This is a genomic window from Algoriphagus aquimarinus (assembly GCF_007997215.1).
GTDB classification, from domain to species: Bacteria; Bacteroidota; Bacteroidia; order Cytophagales; family Cyclobacteriaceae; genus Algoriphagus; species Algoriphagus aquimarinus_A.
This window is the reverse complement of record NZ_VORW01000001.1, coordinates 528,241-546,705: the sequence shown is the minus strand read 5'-3', so window position 1 is coordinate 546,705 and position 18,465 is coordinate 528,241. Positions and strand designations below refer to the sequence as shown.

Annotated in this window: 18 protein-coding genes; 13 read left to right on the top strand and 5 right to left on the bottom strand. The window is 41.1% G+C overall.

Translation table 11 applies throughout. From position 1 onward, the window contains the following. Positions 1 to 70 precede the first annotated feature (70 nt). From ESV85_RS22175 to ESV85_RS02500, 5 genes are all read left to right on the top strand, one after another. Complete coding sequence (locus tag ESV85_RS22175) at positions 71 to 247, top strand: hypothetical protein (RefSeq protein ID WP_175499628.1); 177 nt, start codon at positions 71 to 73, stop codon at positions 245 to 247. A 10-nt stretch (positions 248 to 257) separates the two neighbouring features. Beyond that, complete coding sequence (locus ESV85_RS02515; protein ID WP_146914659.1) at positions 258 to 875, top strand: pseudouridine synthase; 618 nt, start codon at positions 258 to 260, stop codon at positions 873 to 875. Between the two features lie 211 nt (positions 876 to 1,086). Then, positions 1,087 to 2,058 carry an AAA family ATPase gene (locus ESV85_RS02510; protein WP_146914658.1) on the top strand — a complete coding sequence of 324 codons (972 nt, stop codon included), beginning with the start codon at positions 1,087 to 1,089 and terminating at the stop codon, positions 2,056 to 2,058. 186 nt (positions 2,059 to 2,244) lie between these two features. After that, a complete protein-coding gene (locus ESV85_RS02505; protein ID WP_146914657.1) occupies positions 2,245 to 3,483 on the top strand; it encodes a hypothetical protein in 1,239 nt (412 codons plus the stop codon). Positions 3,484 to 3,563: 80 nt separating this feature from the next. Next, positions 3,564 to 6,467: a TonB-dependent receptor gene (locus ESV85_RS02500; RefSeq protein ID WP_146914656.1), complete on the top strand. Its 2,904-nt coding sequence runs from the start codon at positions 3,564 to 3,566 to the stop codon at positions 6,465 to 6,467. 99 nt (positions 6,468 to 6,566) lie between these two features. Here ESV85_RS02500 and ESV85_RS02495 read toward each other — a convergent pair whose 3' ends face one another. Both ESV85_RS02495 and ruvB read right to left on the bottom strand, forming a co-directional pair. Further along, entirely contained in the window at positions 6,567 to 6,857 is a 291-nt protein-coding gene (locus ESV85_RS02495; protein ID WP_146914655.1) for a helix-turn-helix domain-containing protein, read from the bottom strand. A 16-nt stretch (positions 6,858 to 6,873) separates the two neighbouring features. Next, positions 6,874 to 7,908: a Holliday junction branch migration DNA helicase RuvB gene (gene ruvB / locus ESV85_RS02490; RefSeq protein WP_146914654.1), complete on the bottom strand. Its 1,035-nt coding sequence runs from the start codon at positions 7,906 to 7,908 to the stop codon at positions 6,874 to 6,876. Positions 7,909 to 8,030: 122 nt separating this feature from the next. Here ruvB and ESV85_RS02485 point away from each other — a divergent pair, with 122 nt between their 5' ends. The 5 genes from ESV85_RS02485 to acs all read left to right on the top strand — a co-directional run bounded on the left by ESV85_RS02485 (position 8,031) and on the right by acs (position 14,037). Further along, positions 8,031 to 9,098, top strand: coding sequence for an FAD:protein FMN transferase (locus ESV85_RS02485; RefSeq protein WP_146914653.1), 1,068 nt, complete (start codon positions 8,031 to 8,033; stop codon positions 9,096 to 9,098). A gap of 89 nt (positions 9,099 to 9,187) precedes the next feature. After that, the gene (locus ESV85_RS02480; protein ID WP_146914652.1) at positions 9,188 to 9,943 is read left to right on the top strand and encodes a ZIP family metal transporter; all 756 of its coding nucleotides are present in this window, start codon (positions 9,188 to 9,190) and stop codon (positions 9,941 to 9,943) included. A 184-nt stretch (positions 9,944 to 10,127) separates the two neighbouring features. Then, a complete protein-coding gene (locus tag ESV85_RS02475; protein WP_092894561.1) occupies positions 10,128 to 10,391 on the top strand; it encodes a DUF4212 domain-containing protein in 264 nt (87 codons plus the stop codon). A 19-nt stretch (positions 10,392 to 10,410) separates the two neighbouring features. Further along, positions 10,411 to 12,096 carry a sodium:solute symporter family protein gene (locus tag ESV85_RS02470; RefSeq protein WP_146914651.1) on the top strand — a complete coding sequence of 562 codons (1,686 nt, stop codon included), beginning with the start codon at positions 10,411 to 10,413 and terminating at the stop codon, positions 12,094 to 12,096. Between the two features lie 48 nt (positions 12,097 to 12,144). Beyond that, the gene (gene acs, locus ESV85_RS02465; RefSeq protein WP_146914650.1) at positions 12,145 to 14,037 is read left to right on the top strand and encodes an acetate--CoA ligase; all 1,893 of its coding nucleotides are present in this window, start codon (positions 12,145 to 12,147) and stop codon (positions 14,035 to 14,037) included. Positions 14,038 to 14,095: 58 nt separating this feature from the next. Here acs and ESV85_RS22170 read toward each other — a convergent pair whose 3' ends face one another. Continuing rightward, complete coding sequence (locus ESV85_RS22170; protein WP_191321883.1) at positions 14,096 to 14,269, bottom strand: hypothetical protein; 174 nt, start codon at positions 14,267 to 14,269, stop codon at positions 14,096 to 14,098. 330 nt (positions 14,270 to 14,599) lie between these two features. Here ESV85_RS22170 and ESV85_RS02460 point away from each other — a divergent pair, with 330 nt between their 5' ends. Both ESV85_RS02460 and ESV85_RS02455 read left to right on the top strand, forming a co-directional pair. Further along, positions 14,600 to 15,844, top strand: coding sequence for an LGFP repeat-containing protein (locus ESV85_RS02460; protein WP_146914649.1), 1,245 nt, complete (start codon positions 14,600 to 14,602; stop codon positions 15,842 to 15,844). Positions 15,845 to 15,856: 12 nt separating this feature from the next. Further along, positions 15,857 to 16,345 (top strand): HEAT repeat domain-containing protein, encoded by a 489-nt coding sequence (locus ESV85_RS02455; RefSeq protein WP_146914648.1) that lies wholly within the window; start codon positions 15,857 to 15,859, stop codon positions 16,343 to 16,345. A gap of 76 nt (positions 16,346 to 16,421) precedes the next feature. Here the strand turns inward: ESV85_RS02455 and ESV85_RS02450 are convergent, their stop codons facing one another. Together ESV85_RS02450 and prfA are read right to left on the bottom strand one after the other, a co-directional pair. Then, on the bottom strand, positions 16,422 to 16,946 hold the full coding sequence (locus tag ESV85_RS02450; RefSeq protein ID WP_146914647.1) for a GNAT family N-acetyltransferase: 525 nt from the start codon (positions 16,944 to 16,946) through the stop codon (positions 16,422 to 16,424). 84 nt (positions 16,947 to 17,030) lie between these two features. Then, a complete protein-coding gene (prfA, locus tag ESV85_RS02445; protein ID WP_146914646.1) occupies positions 17,031 to 18,110 on the bottom strand; it encodes a peptide chain release factor 1 in 1,080 nt (359 codons plus the stop codon). Between the two features lie 185 nt (positions 18,111 to 18,295). On the opposite strand from prfA, the gene ESV85_RS02440 reads away from it, so the two are divergent. Then, positions 18,296 to 18,448, top strand: a complete 153-nt coding sequence (locus ESV85_RS02440; RefSeq protein WP_146915153.1) for a Kazal-type serine protease inhibitor domain-containing protein — start codon at positions 18,296 to 18,298, stop codon at positions 18,446 to 18,448. The last annotated feature ends 17 nt before the right edge of the window (positions 18,449 to 18,465 follow it).

Sequence of the window (18,465 nt, the reverse complement as noted above, 5' to 3'; positions counted from 1 at the left end):
TTGGATCAGGAACTATTCAGGATCGCTAGCTATTTTAGGATATCATTTCAACCCTACAACTATAACTTTTATGAGCGAGGTACAAATTCAAAACTACAACGAGCAAATCCAAGCTTTGGAATCACAAATTACCGGTGACATGTTTGCAGATATGGAAGTTCGTGACAAAATCCACAACTTGAAGATGGAACGTGACGGCGTGAAACCAACGGATTCCAGCATCGATTGTGTGGGTTGCGGAAGTTAATTAACTGACTTTGGCTAGATACTATATTATATATAAGCCCTTTGGGGTTTTATGTCAATTTTCGGGAGAGGGGCAGACACTTGCCTCTCTTTTTGATTTTCCGAAGGAGGTATATCCTGTTGGCAGACTGGATAAGGATTCGGAAGGACTCCTGATTATTACGGATGACAAATCATTAAATCACCATTTGTTAAATCCTCGCTTTGGACACCAGCGAACCTATTACGCTCAGGTGGAGGGTGAACCTGAGCCAGAAGCATTGAAAGGACTAATGCAGGGAGTGATGATCAATGTGGAGGGTAGAGATTACAAGACGAAACCTGCTATAGCAAAAACCTTGGATCCAATTCCTTCGCTTCCAGATCGTGATCCGCCCATTCGCTACAGAGCTTCGATTCCGGATACATGGATCTCCCTGACTTTGATAGAGGGCAAAAACCGTCAGGTGCGTAAGATGACTGCTGCAATCGGGTATCCTACGCTAAGACTTGTGCGCTGGTCTATGGAGAAATTGACCATTGCTAATTTTAAAGTAGGCGAAGTACAGGAGCTCGATGAACAAACGATTTATCATAAGTTAGGCTTGACTGGTTTTAAGAAGACAGAGGCAAATAAATCAAGACGGTAGGTCCTTTCCCGATCAAAACCTTCGAGGTTTTCTAAACCTCAAAGGTTATCTAACGTTACGTCGCCGCGCCGCTGCGAGAAATAAGCATCTTAAAAAATCATAAAATCCCTTTAATCGTAAGGCATTACCGCTTCTAAGATTTAAGATTGTCCTTTGGGACAAAAACCTCTATTTTAGTCTCCGGTTAAAAGCACTCAAAGATTCAAATTCCATGCATCAGGAAAAAATAGCAGACGTAATACAGGAAGTTAAGAAAGTAGTAGTAGGCCAAGACAGAATGGTCAATAGACTATTGATTGGACTTTTTACCAATGGACACATTCTTTTGGAAGGTGTACCCGGCTTGGCAAAGACCTTGACGGTAAATACCCTCGCCAAAGTGCTTCACCTTAATTTCAATAGAATTCAGTTTACACCGGATTTGCTACCGGCAGATTTGATCGGTACGATGATCTACAATCAGCAGGCAGCCAGTTTCGAAGTAAAGAAAGGCCCGATCTTCTCCAATGTGATTTTGGCGGATGAGGTTAACCGTTCTCCGGCTAAGGTTCAGTCGGCACTATTGGAAGCCATGCAGGAAAAGCAAGTGACTATCGGTGATACTACTTATATGTTGGATAGACCGTTTTTGGTACTTGCTACTCAAAACCCGGTTGATCAAGAAGGAACGTACCCACTTCCGGAAGCACAGGTGGATAGATTCATGATGAAAGTACACATCGATTATCCGAGTAAGGCAGATGAGATGGAAGTAATGCGGAGAATGGCGAATATGTCATTTAGCTCTGAAGTGAATGCGATACTTTCCAAGGATGAGATTTTTGATATCCGCAATCAGATCAATGCAGTGAAAATAGCCGAGCCATTAGAGCACTATATTATAGAGTTGGTATTTGCGACCAGATTCCCTGAGCAGTATGGACTTAAAGAAGAAGCGAAATACATTCAATTTGGAGTGTCTCCACGTGCTAGTATCAATTTGAATCTAGCTTCAAAGGCAGTTGCGTTCATGGATGGACGTGATTATGTATTGCCAGAAGACATCAAGGAAATAGCAGAAGATGTACTAAATCATCGAATAATTCTTAATTATGAGGCTGAAGCTGATGGAATAAACACCAGGGACTTGGTAAAAATCCTGATGGAGAAAGTTCCGATTAACAAATCGGTAACATTGAAATAACTGCTATTTCAGCAAAAAAAGGCTTTTCGAGAGAGAAGCCTTTTTTTATGCACTTTTTATTATTCCAATATTAAATTCTGTAAGTATTGTTAAAAAAAGCATAATTCGAAAAATTCTCTTGAGGTAGAAAATTGAGGCAGATTTGCATCATCAAATAAGGCAAATCCTAATCAATTATAAATCTCAATGAAAAAGTTCAACTCTCTATTATTCATGATTGCAGCAGTAGTGATTGGTTTCACTAGCTGTATTGATGGAAACGACAAACCAGTAGATCCAATTATTCCGGGTACTGATGATGTGTTGCTGATAGATTCTAATATCACTACTAACACTACTTGGGAGACAGGTAAAACTTATGTTCTTGGAGGTAGAATTGCTGTTACAGCTGGAAACACACTTACAATCCAGCCAGGTGCAATTGTAAAGGGCGAAGTTGGATCAGGATCTAACGCTACTGCATTGATTATCGCAAGAGGTGCAAAAATCGATGCGCAAGGAACTGCTACTTCACCGATCATCTTCACTACTGTTGCGGATGAAATCACTCCAGGAGAAATTTCATCTCCTAACCTTGAGCCAAACCTTTCTGGTCTTTGGGGCGGGTTGATCATCCTTGGTAAAGCTAAAGCTTCTCTTGCAGGTGATGTAACTGAGACTCAAATCGAAGGTATCCCACCTTCCGATACAAATGGCCTTTATGGTGGAACTGATAATGCTGACAATTCTGGTATCCTAAAGTATATATCTATCCGTCACGGTGGCGCTAACATCGGTGAAGGAAACGAAATCAACGGCCTTACTTTAGGTGCGGTTGGTTCTGGAACTGTAATTGAAAATGTAGAAATCATCGGTAACCAAGATGATGGAATCGAATGGTTCGGTGGAGCTGTAAACGTGAAGAATGCGATCGTATGGAATGCAGGTGATGATGGATTTGATACTGACCAAGGTTGGGCTGGTACATTAGACAACTTCATTGTAGTGACAGGTGGCGAAACAGATCACGCACTTGAAATCGACGGTCCAGAAGGATCTTACAATGCAGGACATACTTTGAAAAACGGTACTGTAAAAGGAAACGGTGTTTCTGAACTAGGTGATTTCAGAGATGGAGCAAGAGGTACTTTTGAAAACATCTACTTCTTCAACTTCGCTGATCCAGCTACTACAGATGGACGTGGTGACCTTTCACTAAGCGGTGACAAAACGTTGGCAACTTTCGCAGGCGGAAACTTAAAATTCATGAATCTTCAAGCTACACTAGCTGACGGTGTTGCTCTTACCACAGTATTTAAAAGCGGAACTGCTGAGTATGCTACGATTGTAGCTGCGGGTGCAAACACAGTAGGTGCAGACAAATCTGCCTTCGCTAGCACTTGGTCTTGGACTTCAGCTTCAGGAGCTATATCTGATCTAAAATAACACACACTTTTAAAAGAAGGAAGGAAGGACTTGCAAGGTTACTTTCTTCCTTCTTTTGAAGTATTCAAATTAATTGCTGTATGAAAAATCAATCTACCAATCCACTTATGAAGGGATTCCTGGTTTTAGTTCTGCTGATACTTTCTCAAGTATTTGCAGGTTTCGCGTTTGCCCAAAACGGTACCATTCGTGGTACAATTTTCGAAGAAGGTACAGGTGAGCCTTTATATGGTGTTTCTGTCTTAGTGAAAGAAACATCTACTGGTGCAGTTACTGACTTCGATGGTAAATTCGAAATCCAAGTTGCTCCAGGAAGCTATACACTTCAGATTTCTTACATTTCTTACTCTTCTATTAACCTTACTGAGGTAGTAGTGAAAGCAGGAGAAGTGAACGTAATCAGCGATCTATTGATGGCTGAGGAAGCTTCCGACCTTGAGACAGTGACTGTCTCTGCTTCGGCTATTAGAACCACTGAGTCAGCTTTACTTTCAGTAAAAAGAAATGCTGCCAACCTTATTGATGGAATCTCTGCTAGTACTTTCCGCCAGATAGGTGATGGAGATGCAGCATCTGCTGTTAAGCGTGTGACTGGTGTTTCCATCGAAGGCGGAAAATATATTTATGTAAGAGGACTAGGTGACAGATACACCAAAACTGTTTTGAACGGCGTGGATATTCCAGGTCTTGATCCAGATAGAAATACAATCCAGATGGATATATTTCCTACCAATGTGATTGACAACATTATCGTTTCTAAATCTTTCACTGCTGACCTTCCTGCTGATTTCACGGGAGGTGTGGTAGATATAGAAACAAAAGATTTTCCTGAAGAAAAAACAATGAAATTGAGCTTGAGTGGTGGCATCAACCCATCGATGCACTTCAACTCTAACTACCTAAAGTATGACGGTAGTAATACAGACTTTTTAGGTTTCGACAATGGAACTAGAGCTATTCCTACAGATGGAAGAACTGATATTCCTCAGTATGGTGATGCAGTTGGTAATCCAAATGGAACTAAAGGAATGCAGTACCAATCGATTCTTGGTAATTTCAATAAAACGCTAGGTGGATACAGAACCAATAGCCTAATGGATATGGGAATTAGCTTTTCCTTGGGAAATCAGTTTGCCAGACCAAAAGCAACTTGGGGTTATAACTTCGCTTTGACCTATAAGAATGAGACTGAGTTCTATCAGGATGCACAATACAACTTATATGCTAAGCCTAGAGAAGCCGACCAGACGGAATTAGAGGCTTTGGAAAGACAGCGTGGTGACTTCGGTGTAAACAATGTATTACTTGGAGGACTTGCAGGAATCGCTTTGAAAACGGATCATTCCAAATTCAAATTGAACTTGATGCACCTTCAAAACGGTGAATCAAAAGCTGGTGAATTTAATTTTATCAATACCAATCTAGGCGCCAACTTCGAAGCTAAGCAGTACAACTTGGAGTACAGCCAGAGAGCTTTGACTAGTGTTTTGCTTGGTGGTACGCATTACATCAATGGAAACGATTGGGAGATCAACTGGAAACTTGCTCCAACTAGATCTACCATTGCTGATCCAGACATTAGATTTACAAGATTCAGAGAGCCTACCAATACAATCTCTACAGAGGTAGGACTTCCTGCTAGAATCTGGAGAAATCTGGAGGAATACAGTGTGGTAGGTAAAGGCGATATCGCCAAGAAAGTCTCTCTTTTCTCTAGAGAAGGAAAAGTGAAGTTTGGTGGAAATTATGTCTACAAACAACGTGATTTCAATATCCAAAGCTTCCAGTTTGCTACAGGTAGCACAGAGTTCTCGGGTGATCCGAATGAGATATTACTTGCTGACAATCTTTTCGGAGCGGATAATAGAAATGGTGTAAGGTATAATGCGGATTTCATTCCTATCAATGCAAACGCTTATAATTCTATCGCAACAAACATGGCAGGTTATGCATCCTTGGAAGCTAATCCTGCGGAAAATTTGAAAGCAATCGTTGGATTGAGAGTTGAGAAATTCAATCAGTATTATACTGGAACTAACCAGACAGGAACAATCAATTATGATTTGGTAGAAGTGTTGAATGACATGGATTTCTTCCCTACTGTCAACTTGATTTTCAACCTGAAAGAGAATCAAAACCTTCGTGCATCTGCCTCTAGAACTATTGCGAGACCTTCTTTCAAGGAGCTTTCTTATGCAGAGATTTTGGATCCAATCACGGGTAGAACGTTCATCGGTGGTCTTTATCCAGAAACTACCAATGGTGGAACTGAAGTTCTTTGGGATGGCAATTTGGTTTCCACTCACGTGAATAACTTTGACTTGAGATGGGAAGCTTTCCAGGATAGAGGACAAATGCTATCTGTAAGTGCATTCTACAAGACTTTTGAGAAGCCTATCGAAATGGTTCAATTCCTTGCGGATCCAGGAACTTTCCAGCCAAGAAACGTTGGTAACGGTACTGTTGCAGGTTTGGAGTTTGAGTTCAGAAAATCTTTGAAATTCATAGCTCCTAGCTTCGAGAATTTCTCTTGGAACACGAACGTGACGATCACTAAATCTCAGATCAAAATGTCTGAATCTGAGTTTAGATCCAGATCATTGACTGCTCGAGAAGGTCAGGAGATCAAAGATACTCGTGATATGGCTGGTCAGGCTCCATACTTGATCAATACGGGATTGAGCTTTAACTCATACCAAACTGGCTGGGAAGCTGGTGTCTTCTACAATGTGCAAGGTTCTTCTTTACAATATGTAGGCTTCGGTAACAGAACGGATACGTATTCTGTGCCATTCAATAGCTTGAACTTGAATATCAACAAAACTTTCGGAGCTGATGAGCGTCTTCAGGCAGGTGTTGGTGTGGATAACATTCTGAATTCAAAGAAAGAGTATGTATACAAATCATACGAAGCTGAAAATCAAATCTTCAGCAGCCTTTCTCCGGGTACAAAAGTTAACTTTAGAGTATCATTTTCTTTCTAATAGTGGACTAGAATTCAATAAACCGTAGGGTTTATAAGACAAAAAAAATAGCATCGGGATTTAACTCGATGCTATTTTTTTGCCTTGATATTGTGTGTGTTATAATTCAATAGATATTTTGACTTTGCCGCCAAGACCTTTTTCAACAATATCAAACAGGGTTTTCAGTGTCAAATTGCTTCCATTATTTTCAATTCTGGAAATGTACTCACGCTTTCTATCCACGAGTTCTGCCAGTTCAGATTGAGTCAATTTCCGTTCTTCACGGGCTTTTCTTAGTAATATACCAATCTGAAAACTTTCAAAATCTCTATCCAACTGATCACGTCTCTCAGTTCCTTTGAGACCGTAAACGTCATTTTTGATATCCTTCCAGCTTTTAGTTTCCATTGCTTTAATTTGAAAATTAAATTCCCTCAAACAATCCACCCATTCCAAGATTTGGTTTTATTTTCAAATGCTTATACGCCAATTCCGTAGCCATTCGGCCACGAGCGGTTCTTTTCAAATAGCCTTCTTGGATTAAAAATGGTTCGTAAACTTCCTCGATAGTCTCCGCCTCTTCACTGCAAGCTGTAGCGATGGTGCTCAAACCGACAGGGCCTCCATTGAATTTTTCGATAATGGTCAGCAAAATTCGATTATCCATTTCATCTAAACCATTTACGTCCACATCCAATGCATCTAAAGCTATTTTGGAGATTTCCAGCGTAATCTTTCCATCACCTTTCACCTCAGCGAAGTCACGCGTTCTACGAAGTAGCATGTTCGCAATTCTTGGCGTTCCCCGGCTTCTTCTTGCAATTTCATAGGCTGCGACTTCATCAATTGGTGTTTGCAAAATGCTAGCGGATCGTGTGACGATGTCCGTTAATAATTTAGCATCGTAATATTCTAACCTGGAATTGATACCGAATCTCGCGCGTAGCGGAGAGGTCAATAAGCCAGATCGTGTGGTCGCTCCTATCAGTGTAAATGGACTCAGAGAAATCTGAACGGAACGAGCATTTGGGCCAGAATCCAGCATGATATCAATGCGGAAATCCTCCATCGCAGAATACAAGTATTCCTCTACAATAGGATTTAGCCTGTGTATCTCATCTATAAAAAGCACATCCCCTTCATCCAAATTGGTCAGTAAACCTGCTAAATCTGAAGGTTTATCGAGCACTGGGCCAGAAGTGATTTTGATTCCTGCCTGTAGTTCATTGGCAATAATGTAGCTCAATGTAGTTTTCCCCAAGCCTGGAGGGCCATGCAGAAGTACGTGATCCAAAGGCTCATTTCTGCGCTTGGCAGCTAGCACAAACACCCGTAAATTCTCTACGATTTTGAACTGCCCCGTAAAATCCTCGAAGCTTAAGGGCCTTAAAGCTTTTTCGAAATCCTTGTCCTTTGGGCTTAGACTTTCATCATCACCACTTAAATAATCTTCTCTCATAGTTTATCCGTACGCTCACAAATATAGAAAAATACGAATGCCTTCTATCGCATTTTTGAATCCTTCAGCTTCCATCGAAACTGAAAAATAAGCCTTAAATTCGCATTCAAATTCATTCGATTATGCGCCCGAACGCCCGGAAAAATATCATTTATTCAATTGTCCTACTCACTTCCATCATGTTGGTTTATTTGTGGAGGAATCGTGATCAAACTGAGGTAACTCAGGCAGAAGTCGAAGTGGTAGCTGGGAAAATGACCCTTTCGGGTAAAACGATGGGGACGACGTATAACATCACTTATCTGGATGATAAAAGCCGTGATTTGCAATCTTCGATTGATTCCTTGCTAGTCGTTTTCAATCAAAGCCTATCTACTTATATCCCTGATTCCGAACTAAGCCAATTCAATCAAGGAGATACATTGGATTTCAAATTGCCCTATTTATTACCAGTTCTTGAGGCTTCCAAAAAGGTCTATGAAAACACTAATGGTGCTTTCGATCCTACTGTAGGTCCATTGGTAAATATTTGGGGATTTGGCCCAACTGGCCCTGAACTAAAGGACAGTGTGGATATTAAGAGTCTTTTGACTTTAGTGGGTTTTGCCAAAATTGAGTTTGATCAGAAGCAGCTTCGTAAAAAAGTAGCAGGTATCTATCTTGATTTTTCAGCAATCGCAAAAGGCTATGGCTCTGATGTGGTGGCAGATTTTCTGAAAAAGAAAGCAATATCAAATTACCTAGTTGAAATAGGAGGAGAACTGGTAGCGAATGGGGTGAATGAGAAGGGCGAACTTTGGAAAGTCGGTGTGAATCGTCCGGAGGAATCTGCAAATGCCTCTGACTTGATTAGCATCATTGCTTTGCAAGATCGAGGAATGGCTACTTCAGGCAACTACCGAAATTTCTATGTGCGCGATTCGGTGAAAATATCACATACGATCAATCCAGCCACAGGATATCCTGTCAGTCATACGTTGCTCAGTGCTACTGTTGTTGCCGATAACTGTATGACCGCAGATGCTTATGCCACTGCAATGATGGTGATGGGAAAAGATAAAGCAATCGCCTTGGATTCAGCACTTAGCGAAATTGAAGTCTTTTTGATCTACGATGACGGAAATGGCGGATATAAGACGTTTGCCAGTGAAAGTCTGAAGCCATTCTTATCTTTTCCACAGGAAAATTAATTTTAAATGCAACATTATTGAATTTTCTTACCTTTACCTGAGTTATAGGTTTCTCCTTTTCTTCAGAAGAATGAAAGTAACTCAGGCCAATGGAATTCAAATTTTTACTTCTATTTCTAACCGCCATGATCGCAGGATCATTGGTCTTTTTCGCTCCTAATTTTAGAGAGAAATACTTTAGGTTGGTATTGGTGTTTGCTGGATCCTATCTGTTTTCAATTACCATTCTCCATATTTTACCCGAGCTGTTTGACAGCGGATTCGACAGCAAACGAATGGGATTATATATTCTGATTGGGTTCCTTTTACAGCAATTGCTGGAATTTTGGTCTAGTGGGATCGAGCATGGCCACATTCATACCCACGAACATCAGGGAAGCAAAGCCATGACCACTGTCATGTTAGGCCTTTTTATTCATGCGTTCCTCGAAGGTACTCTGCTTTCCCACGGAGAGCTGATGGACCAAGGCGAGGAAGTTCTTGGGCATGTGCATAATAGCAAAACCATTTTGATGGGAATTGTCCTTCACAAAGGTCCAGCGGCTTTTGCCCTGGCTGCCGTATTATCAAGTACTTTAAGTAAAAAAACCACACTTATATTATTGACACTTTTTGCATTGGCATCGCCACTCGGTATGATGTCAAGTTCATTTTTATTTGAAAGTGGCATTTTAGAAAAACAGGGAATCGGGATTTTATATGGCTTAGTTGCCGGAGGCTTTCTGCATATTTCTACAACTATTTTCTTTGAAAGTAGCCCTCATCACAAGTTTCAGTTGAATAAATTGTTGGTTAGCTTCTTTGCAGCAGGTTTAGCAATTCTCTCAGAATTTTTCCTGAAATAGCCGAAAAGTATCCTAAGCAATACAGATTTTTTTTATGCAATTGTGATTCTTATCCAAAGAATCTCATGTTCTATTATGGCTTTGCGATAAAATTTCAAGTATTTCGTGGAAAACAGCTTGCATTCCTATGGATGCATTCGCTAGCTTCAAGAAAGTTTTATTTTATCAGCTTAAACTCCAACCTATGCCTGCCCAAAATGAAAAAATGAAAGCCTATTGGCGTAAAAATCTACAAACACTTTTTGTGCTGCTGATAGTCTGGTTTGTTGTCTCTTTCGGCTGTGGAATTCTTTTTGTAAACGAGCTTAATGAAATTAGGCTCGGTGGATATAAACTAGGTTTCTGGTTTGCTCAGCAAGGATCGATATTTGTTTTTGTGATTTTGATTTTTGTCTATGTGGTGAGAATGAATCGCCTAGATAGGGAATTTGATGTGGACGAAGAATAACTTTTTGAGCTAAAAAACTATGGAAATTTTAACCTGGACCTACCTTCTTGTGGGCCTTTCATTCGCACTTTATATAGGAATAGCTATCTGGACTCGTGCAGGATCTACTCAAGAATTTTATATCGCCGGAGGAGGAGTTTCACCGCTGGCCAATGGTATGGCAACTGCCGCTGATTGGATGTCTGCTGCCTCCTTTATCTCAATGGCTGGCATCATCTCTTTTGCCGGATATGATGGATCAGTCTATCTCATGGGCTGGACGGGCGGTTATGTTTTACTCGCACTCTTGCTCGCTCCTTACCTAAGGAAATTCGGTAAATTCACTGTTCCTGACTTTGTAGGAGACCGTTATTACTCGAACACTGCGAAAGTAGTAGCTGTAATCTGTGCCTTATTTATCTCCTTTACTTATGTCGCTGGGCAGATGCGTGGTGTAGGAATAGTCTTCTCCAGGTATCTAGAAGTGCCAATCGAGTGGGGAGTAGTTATCGGGATGTGCATTGTTTTCTTCTATGCAGTACTCGGAGGAATGAAAGGCATCACTTATACACAAGTCGCTCAGTATTGCGTCTTGATCTTCGCATACATGGTACCTGCTATTTTCATTTCCATGCAGTTGACCGGTAATCCAATTCCGCAGCTTGGGCTTGGAGGTACAGTGGCAGATGGAACGCCACTGCTAGATAAGCTGGATGGTGTAATGACTGAGCTTGGTTTTGCTGCATATACTTCTGGGAGAAAAAGCATCACGGATATGTTTATGATCACGCTGGCTTTGATGGTAGGAACTGCGGGATTACCACATGTGATTGTTCGCTTTTTCACCGTTCCGAGGGTAAAAGATGCAAGGCTTTCGGCTGGATATGCGTTGGTTTTTATCGCGATTCTCTATACCACAGCTCCTGCAATTGCAGCTTTTGGAATTTATAACGCCATTGAAACTACTTCTGAGAAAAACATTTCAGAGCTTCCTGAATGGATAAGTACTTGGCAAAAGACCGACCTAATAAGTGTGGATGATAAAAATGGCGATGGCAAAGTTCAGTACGTCGCTGATCCAGCTATCAATGAATTGACCATAGATCGAGACATCATGGTTTTGGCTAGTCCAGAGATAGCCAATCTTCCAAACTGGGTGGTTGGCTTAGTCGCTGCTGGAGCGATGGCTGCGGCACTTTCTACTGCTGCGGGTTTGCTTTTGGTGATTTCTACTTCGGTTTCAAGAGATTTGTTCAAGACTTTCAGACCGGATATTTCGGATAAAAAGGAGCTGAGAATAGCTAGAATTGCAGCTGCAGGTGCCGTGCTTCTTGCGGGATATTTCGGAATCCATCCTCCAGGTTTTGTCGCTCAGGTTGTAGCCTTTGCCTTTGGTTTGGCTGCCGCATCTTTTTTCCCTGTAATTATCATGGGTATTTTCTCAACGAGAATTAACAGGGAAGGAGCTATATCAGGCATGATTACGGGCTTGGTATTCACTATAGGATACATCGTTTTTTTCAAATTTATCAGTCCAGAAACTAATAGTGCTGAGTACTGGTGGTTTGGGGTCTCACCTGAAGGCATAGGATCGATTGGGATGATTCTTAATTTTCTTGTATGTGGGATTGTATCCCACCTTACACCAGCACCGCCTCAAGAAGTACAGGACATGGTGGAGGAAATTAGGATTCCACGTGGTGCTGGTAAGGCACAGGATCATTAAATTAGAGCGTATTTTACCTAGAATTGAAAACAATAAACCAAGATTACCATGAGTGACCGAATACATACCCTAAGCGGGTACCTCTACGAATACCAAAAAAGCGTAACCCAGCCAGAAGAGTTTTGGGCTAGAATTGCGGATTCATTTCACTGGAGAAAGCGCTGGTCTAAGGTATTGAAATGGAACTTCGATGAACCGGATGTACAATGGTTTGTAGATGGAAAACTCAACATCACTGAAAATATTTTTGAACGTCACCTGTATACTATTGGTGACCGCCCTGCGATTATATGGGAAGCAAATGATCCCAATGAAGCTGGAAGAACACTTACGTATCGTGAGCTTTTTCACGAAGTGAATCGCTTCGCAAATGCGCTAAAAAGTAAAGGCATTGGTAAGGGTGATAAAGTAATCATCTACATGCCAATGGTGCCGGAATCGGCTATTGCAATGCTTGCTTGTGCTAGAATCGGTGCGATTCACTCAGTTGTTTTTGCAGGTTTCTCTAGCTCTGCATTAGCAGATAGAGTGATTGATTGTGAAGCAAAAGCAATCTTGACCTCTGATGGCAATTTCCGTGGAAGCAAGAAAATTGGAGTGAAGTCAGTAGTAGATGAGGCACTAGAGAAAAGCTCAGTTGAAACAGTAATAGTTTACGAGCGCACCAAACAGGAAGTGACCATGAAAGATGGACGCGACTTCTGGTGGCATGATGTTATTGAAGCGGAATCTGAGCAATGTGAAGCTGAGGAAATGGATAGTGAAGACATGCTATTTATTCTTTACACTTCAGGATCTACAGGCAAGCCAAAAGGAGTGGTTCACACCACAGGTGGATACATGGTTTATTCTCAATACTCCTTTGATAACGTATTCCAATACTCCCAAGGTGATGTTTATTGGTGTACTGCAGACGTCGGCTGGATTACAGGGCATTCGTATATCGTTTACGGTCCGTTGTTGGCAGGAGCGACCACGCTGATGTTTGAAGGGGTGCCGACATTCCCGGATGCAGGCAGATTCTGGGCTGTAATAGAAAAACATAAAGTAAATATATTTTATACTGCTCCTACAGCTATTAGGGCTTTACAAGCCTATGGAACTGCAGAAATAGAAAAATATGACCTAAGCTCTTTGAAAGTTTTGGGTTCAGTAGGCGAGCCTATCAACGAGGAAGCCTGGCATTGGTACCATACGCACATTGGTAAAAATAAATGCCCAATAGTGGATACCTGGTGGCAGACGGAAACGGGGGGAATCATGGTTTCTCCTATTGCTGGCATCACCCCAACTAAGCCAGCATTTGCAACTTTGCCCCTTCCAGGTGTACAGCTTTGTATAGTAGATCCTGAGGGAAATGAATTGACAGGAAACTCTGTGGAAGGAAATCTCTGCATCAAATTCCCTTGGCCTTCCATGATCCGTACTACATACGGAGATCATGAGCGTTGTAAGCAAACCTACTTCTCAACCTATAAAGGGATGTATTTTACAGGAGATGGAGTTAAGCGTGATCACGATGGCTACTATAGAATCCTCGGTAGAGTGGATGATGTAATCAATGTCTCCGGACATAGAATGGGTACAGCCGAAGTGGAAAATGCGATCAATGAGCACCCGAAAGTTATTGAGTCAGCAGTAGTTGGATATCCTCACGAGATCAAAGGGCAAGGGATATATGCCTATGTGATTTGTGATCTGACTAATAGAACGGAAGAAAACCTGATCAATGAGATTAAGGAGATGGTTTCTAAAATCATTGGCCCAATTGCCAAACCAGATAAAATCCAAATCGTACCTGGATTGCCGAAAACAAGATCAGGTAAAATCATGCGTAGAATTCTTCGAAAGATAGCTGAAGGATCAGTTGATAATATGGGTGATACGAGTACGTTGCTTGATCCTGAAGTGGTGACTAAGATTATCGAAGGGAAAAAATAGGAATTATACAAAGAGCCAAGAACTTAAAATCTTGGCTCTTATTTTTTAGCTCAGGTTTTTAATCTTTTGGAGCGGAATCATCCTCCTCGTCGTCCATCTGTATGGATGAGACAATAGTATCAGCAGAATCCATTTCTTGTTTATAGAAATTGTGTACTCCTACCATAAACGCCACAATCAGTGCCCACATAATTCGTCGTAAAGGTCTCAGAAATATGGATAGTTGCTTCATGGGAATTGATTTACAGTGATTTATCAATTTTTATTCCAGAAGCTCCAGCTGCCAAAGTGGCATAAGTATGTTGGTTTTATACTTACGTCCTGCGTAATTCAAACACTAATAATCAACCTAGTAAAGAATTGGGGGTTTATATCTTTAGGATAGACTAGTAACAGATTGATTCTGAAAGTATCGTGGGGCTAGGTTGTCAATAATCTATACTAAACTTATTTTTTCAATTAAGATTTTTTGCAAAAAACATGAGGTGTAATCCTCTTGTTTTCAGTTACTTGAAAGTAAATTTGCCTCTTACTTTTATACTCACAATAAACTTTTAATTCTATGGCAAAACTAACAATTGATCCAAAATTAGTTCAGGCAAAGGAACTAAACGTGGAGTTGCTTAAACAGCTACAGGTTTTTCAGGCTCATCCCATTACCCAAAAGTATTGGGCTTTGGGAGGGGCTAGTGGTTGGCTCGGCACTAATACAACTACGATCAGAACTTGTCCTGATGGTGTTGGGCAGTATCAGCATTTTGTAAATGGTTCTATCTACTATCATCCATCGATCGGTGCGCATGAAGTTCATGGGCTTATTCGCGCAAGATGGCAATCCATGGGCTGGGAGAGAAGCTTGCTGGGCTATCCCCTTACAGACGAATCAGCATGTCCCGATGGTATTGGGAGATTCAACCATTTTCAGGGAGGTAGCATTTACTGGAGTCCATCTTCAGGTGCTTGGGAAGTGCATGGAGCGATCCGAGCGAAGTATTCTAGTCTCGGGTGGGAAAGAAGCTTTCTCCGGTATCCTCTTACAAATGAAAGTACCTGCCCAGACGGAGTTGGTCGCTTCAATCATTTTCAAGGCGGAAGCATTTATTGGTCACCAAGTACAGGCGCACATGAGGTTCACGGAGCTATTCGATCTCACTGGGCTTCATTAGGCTGGGAAAGAAGTGCGTTAGGTTACCCTACATCAGATGAATTAGTAGTTTTTGGTGGTGCAGCTCGTATTTCTCATTTTCAGCGAGGAAGTATCTACTGGTCTCCGACTGCAGGAGTGAGGGTGTTGAAAGAGCGTGTACGAGTACATGTGAAAATACTGGAAACTCCGGTTTCATTTACAATTAATGAGCAATTTGCAGCCATGCAAGAGGTGTATGCAGTTGCTGGAGTGAGAGTAGATTGTGCCTCTACTGAAAATCTAAATCTGCCGACACTCAAAGATGTGGATGTGGGTGGGTGCACCATGGGCTCAGTTTCTTCAGAGCAGATAATTCTTTTTGGGAACAGAAATTTTGTTGGTACAAATGACGTAGTGGTTTACTTTGTAAGAAGTACAGTTCCTGGCTATAACGGATGTGCGGCTCACCCTTCAGGCAGGCCTGGCTGTGTGGTCGTTCGTTCTGCAAGTAGATGGACTTTGGGACATGAATTTGGACACGTATTAGGCATCCATCACGTAAATGACAACAATCGTCTGATGACTGGCAACGGTACTTTTAATATTACAAACCCGCCACCTGATCTCACATCTGGCGAATCCTCTACAATGCGCAATTCTAGTCTAACTACTCCACTATAAACTGAAAAAATTATGGCAAAGTCAAACAGTAATACAGCCGTGCAGGATTTTGATGCGCAAGAACTCCTTGCTTTTCTCAGACAAGATGAGTTGGATTATCCCGCTGGGGCAAAGAAATTTGGAAAAACAGCACTTCCTTTTCTCGCTGAACTAGTACAAGGAGCTGATGAGAATTTATCCATTAAAGCTGCATATCTAGTAGGATATATTGATGATGAAGCAGGAAATGATATTCTGGAAATGGCTGCTGAAAAAGGCAGTGCTCCAGTAAGAATTGCTGCGGCTTTTAGTGCACAAAAAAGAAGTGCAAAAGCTGCTGAAGCTATTCTTAATAAGTCATTGGATGATAGTGATCCTTCGGTGGTAAAATTTGCATTGAGATCAGCCTCTGCGATGAAAATGGAAAATATTTTCAAAACGAAAATCGATAAAATCTCCAAGACATTTCATAATGATGAGATCAAAATGAACGCGTTGAATGTGATGAAGAAATTGAAGTAAATTTCAAAGTATCTAAACTTGAAAGCCGTCTAATTTGGACGGCTTTTTTTCATAATAATTCGAAGTAATTTAGGAACTATTGCTCGCCCCGGATATTTACATATTGGAAAATATCTCCTACCGTGCTGTTTTTAACAAATGCTTTTTTCAAAATAGCTTCAGGAAAATACCCTGCTTTTTCGAGCACATTCATCGATTGACCATTGAAATCATAGACTTGGGCAAAAATTCGCTCAACATCAAATTTCTCAAAAATATACTTGGTGTAAAGTTTCACTGCTTCAGTAGCGATTCCCTTACCCCAAAATGGCTCACCTACCCAAAATCCCAATTCCATATTGGTACGGAGCTCATCTTTTCCTCTCTCAGAACCAACAGAACCTGCCAGTCTTCCCTCAAACTCTACAGCAAAATTTTGAGGAGGGCTAAACTTCTGGTTATGTTCTATCCAAAATCTAGCATCATGAATTGTATAAGGCTGAGGATAACTATCCTTTAGATTCATGGCAATCTTGGGATTATTGGCCAACGGATAGAGTTGATGAAAATGAGCCTCATTCCAGGTCACTAATCTTATTTCTCTTTCTCCGGTAATAATCATAAAAGTCTGATGGTTAATTCTTCAAGATAATAGGCTAATCGCAGAATCAATAAAATTCTAGTGGATTTTATGCAAATGCCCAGCCTATTCTTCTAATCCGCTGTTATTCATTGTGTCAAGGTTTTCGGCAAATCGCAAAGCGGATATAAAATCCTCAATATGCCCATCCATTACCTCGGGTAGATTGTACACAGTTTTATTGATTCTATGATCAGTAACTCTGGATTGTGGGTAGTTGTACGTACGAATCTTGTCCGATCTATCTCCAGACCCAACCATTAACCTACGTTGTGCTCCTACAGCATCGTTATGCTTTGCAAGCTCTATTTCGTAAAGTCGAGATCTCAATACTTTGAGCGCTTTCTCAAAGTTCTTGATTTGTGACTTTTCATCCTGACAAGTTACTATCAATCCAGATGGCTCGTGAGTCAAACGCACTGCGGAATAAGTAGTATTCACTGATTGTCCACCAGGTCCTGAGGAACAATAGGTGTCTTTTCGTACATCATTCATGTCGATGTTCACTTCCACTTCGTCCATCTCTGGCAATATAGCCACAGACGCTGCAGAAGTATGAACTCTTCCTTGAGATTCTGTAGCAGGTACTCTTTGTACACGGTGCACACCGGACTCGTATTTCATTCGGCCATACACGTCATCTCCGCCTGAAATAGTGGCAATGATTTCTTTATATCCTCCAGCAGAGCCAAAGGTTAGATCCAAAACGGTAAGCTTCAAATTCTGCATTTCGCAGAAGCGTTGGTACATGCGGAATAGGTCTCCAGCAAAAATGGAGGCTTCATCACCACCAGCTCCACCTCTGATTTCCAGAATACAGTCTTTGGCATCATTTGGATCCTTAGGGATCAGTAGCTGCTTCAATTCATTCTCAAGTTCCTCTTTCCTTGGTCTGAGCTCGTCCAGTTCAGCTTTGGCCATTTCTCTGAAATCAGGATCTTTTTCTTTGTCAAGGATCTCCTTAGAACTTTTAATGTTTTGCAATACTAAACTATACTCGTCATAGACATTTACAATTTTTTCTAAGTCTTTGTATTCCTTGTTCAGCTTGGCATATTTGCTCATATCTGCCATAGATTCCGGCATAATGATCAGTTGACCTACTTCTTCAAAACGTTCTTTGATTGATTGTAACTTGTCTAGCATAGTTTTTTATTCGCTGCGCAAAAGTAGGTAAATTTATCCGGAGGCTGAATACCTCCACTAACTATAAAACATAACAGCGTGTAGCTCTTTACGCTGTTTTTGCTTCTAATATTCATGAAACACGCCAAAAACATCCTTGTAACAATTTGTTTCTTCTGTATCCTTGGGTGTGAAGAGGAAAGCCAATAGATACTTGCATTGACAAGGACAGAATAAGGGAAGGAGCGTGTACCTTAGATTATAATCCTGTCTGCGGCTGTGACTTGAAAACATATCCAAATGCTTGTAATGCAGATTTATCTGGAGTTACTTCTTGGACAGAAGGAGGATGTAAGTAGTACCAAGCAGCTTATTT

Coding starts and splice junctions, on each gene's coding strand:
- ESV85_RS22175 (WP_175499628.1), top strand. CDS start 71: ATGAGCGAGGTACAAATTCAAAACTACAACGAGCAAATCCAAGCTTTG.
- ESV85_RS02495 (WP_146914655.1), bottom strand. CDS start 6,857: ATGGAAACTAAAAGCTGGAAGGATATCAAAAATGACGTTTACGGTCTC.
- ESV85_RS02470 (WP_146914651.1), top strand. CDS start 10,411: ATGGAAATTTTAACCTGGACCTACCTTCTTGTGGGCCTTTCATTCGCA.
- ESV85_RS02460 (WP_146914649.1), top strand. CDS start 14,600: ATGGCAAAACTAACAATTGATCCAAAATTAGTTCAGGCAAAGGAACTA.
- ESV85_RS02500 (WP_146914656.1), top strand. CDS start 3,564: ATGAAAAATCAATCTACCAATCCACTTATGAAGGGATTCCTGGTTTTA.
- ESV85_RS02485 (WP_146914653.1), top strand. CDS start 8,031: ATGCGCCCGAACGCCCGGAAAAATATCATTTATTCAATTGTCCTACTC.
- ESV85_RS22170 (WP_191321883.1), bottom strand. CDS start 14,269: ATGAAGCAACTATCCATATTTCTGAGACCTTTACGACGAATTATGTGG.
- prfA (WP_146914646.1), bottom strand. CDS start 18,110: ATGCTAGACAAGTTACAATCAATCAAAGAACGTTTTGAAGAAGTAGGT.
- ESV85_RS02510 (WP_146914658.1), top strand. CDS start 1,087: ATGCATCAGGAAAAAATAGCAGACGTAATACAGGAAGTTAAGAAAGTA.
- ruvB (WP_146914654.1), bottom strand. CDS start 7,908: ATGAGAGAAGATTATTTAAGTGGTGATGATGAAAGTCTAAGCCCAAAG.
- ESV85_RS02455 (WP_146914648.1), top strand. CDS start 15,857: ATGGCAAAGTCAAACAGTAATACAGCCGTGCAGGATTTTGATGCGCAA.
- acs (WP_146914650.1), top strand. CDS start 12,145: ATGAGTGACCGAATACATACCCTAAGCGGGTACCTCTACGAATACCAA.
- ESV85_RS02475 (WP_092894561.1), top strand. CDS start 10,128: ATGCCTGCCCAAAATGAAAAAATGAAAGCCTATTGGCGTAAAAATCTA.
- ESV85_RS02505 (WP_146914657.1), top strand. CDS start 2,245: ATGAAAAAGTTCAACTCTCTATTATTCATGATTGCAGCAGTAGTGATT.
- ESV85_RS02480 (WP_146914652.1), top strand. CDS start 9,188: ATGGAATTCAAATTTTTACTTCTATTTCTAACCGCCATGATCGCAGGA.
- ESV85_RS02450 (WP_146914647.1), bottom strand. CDS start 16,946: ATGATTATTACCGGAGAAAGAGAAATAAGATTAGTGACCTGGAATGAG.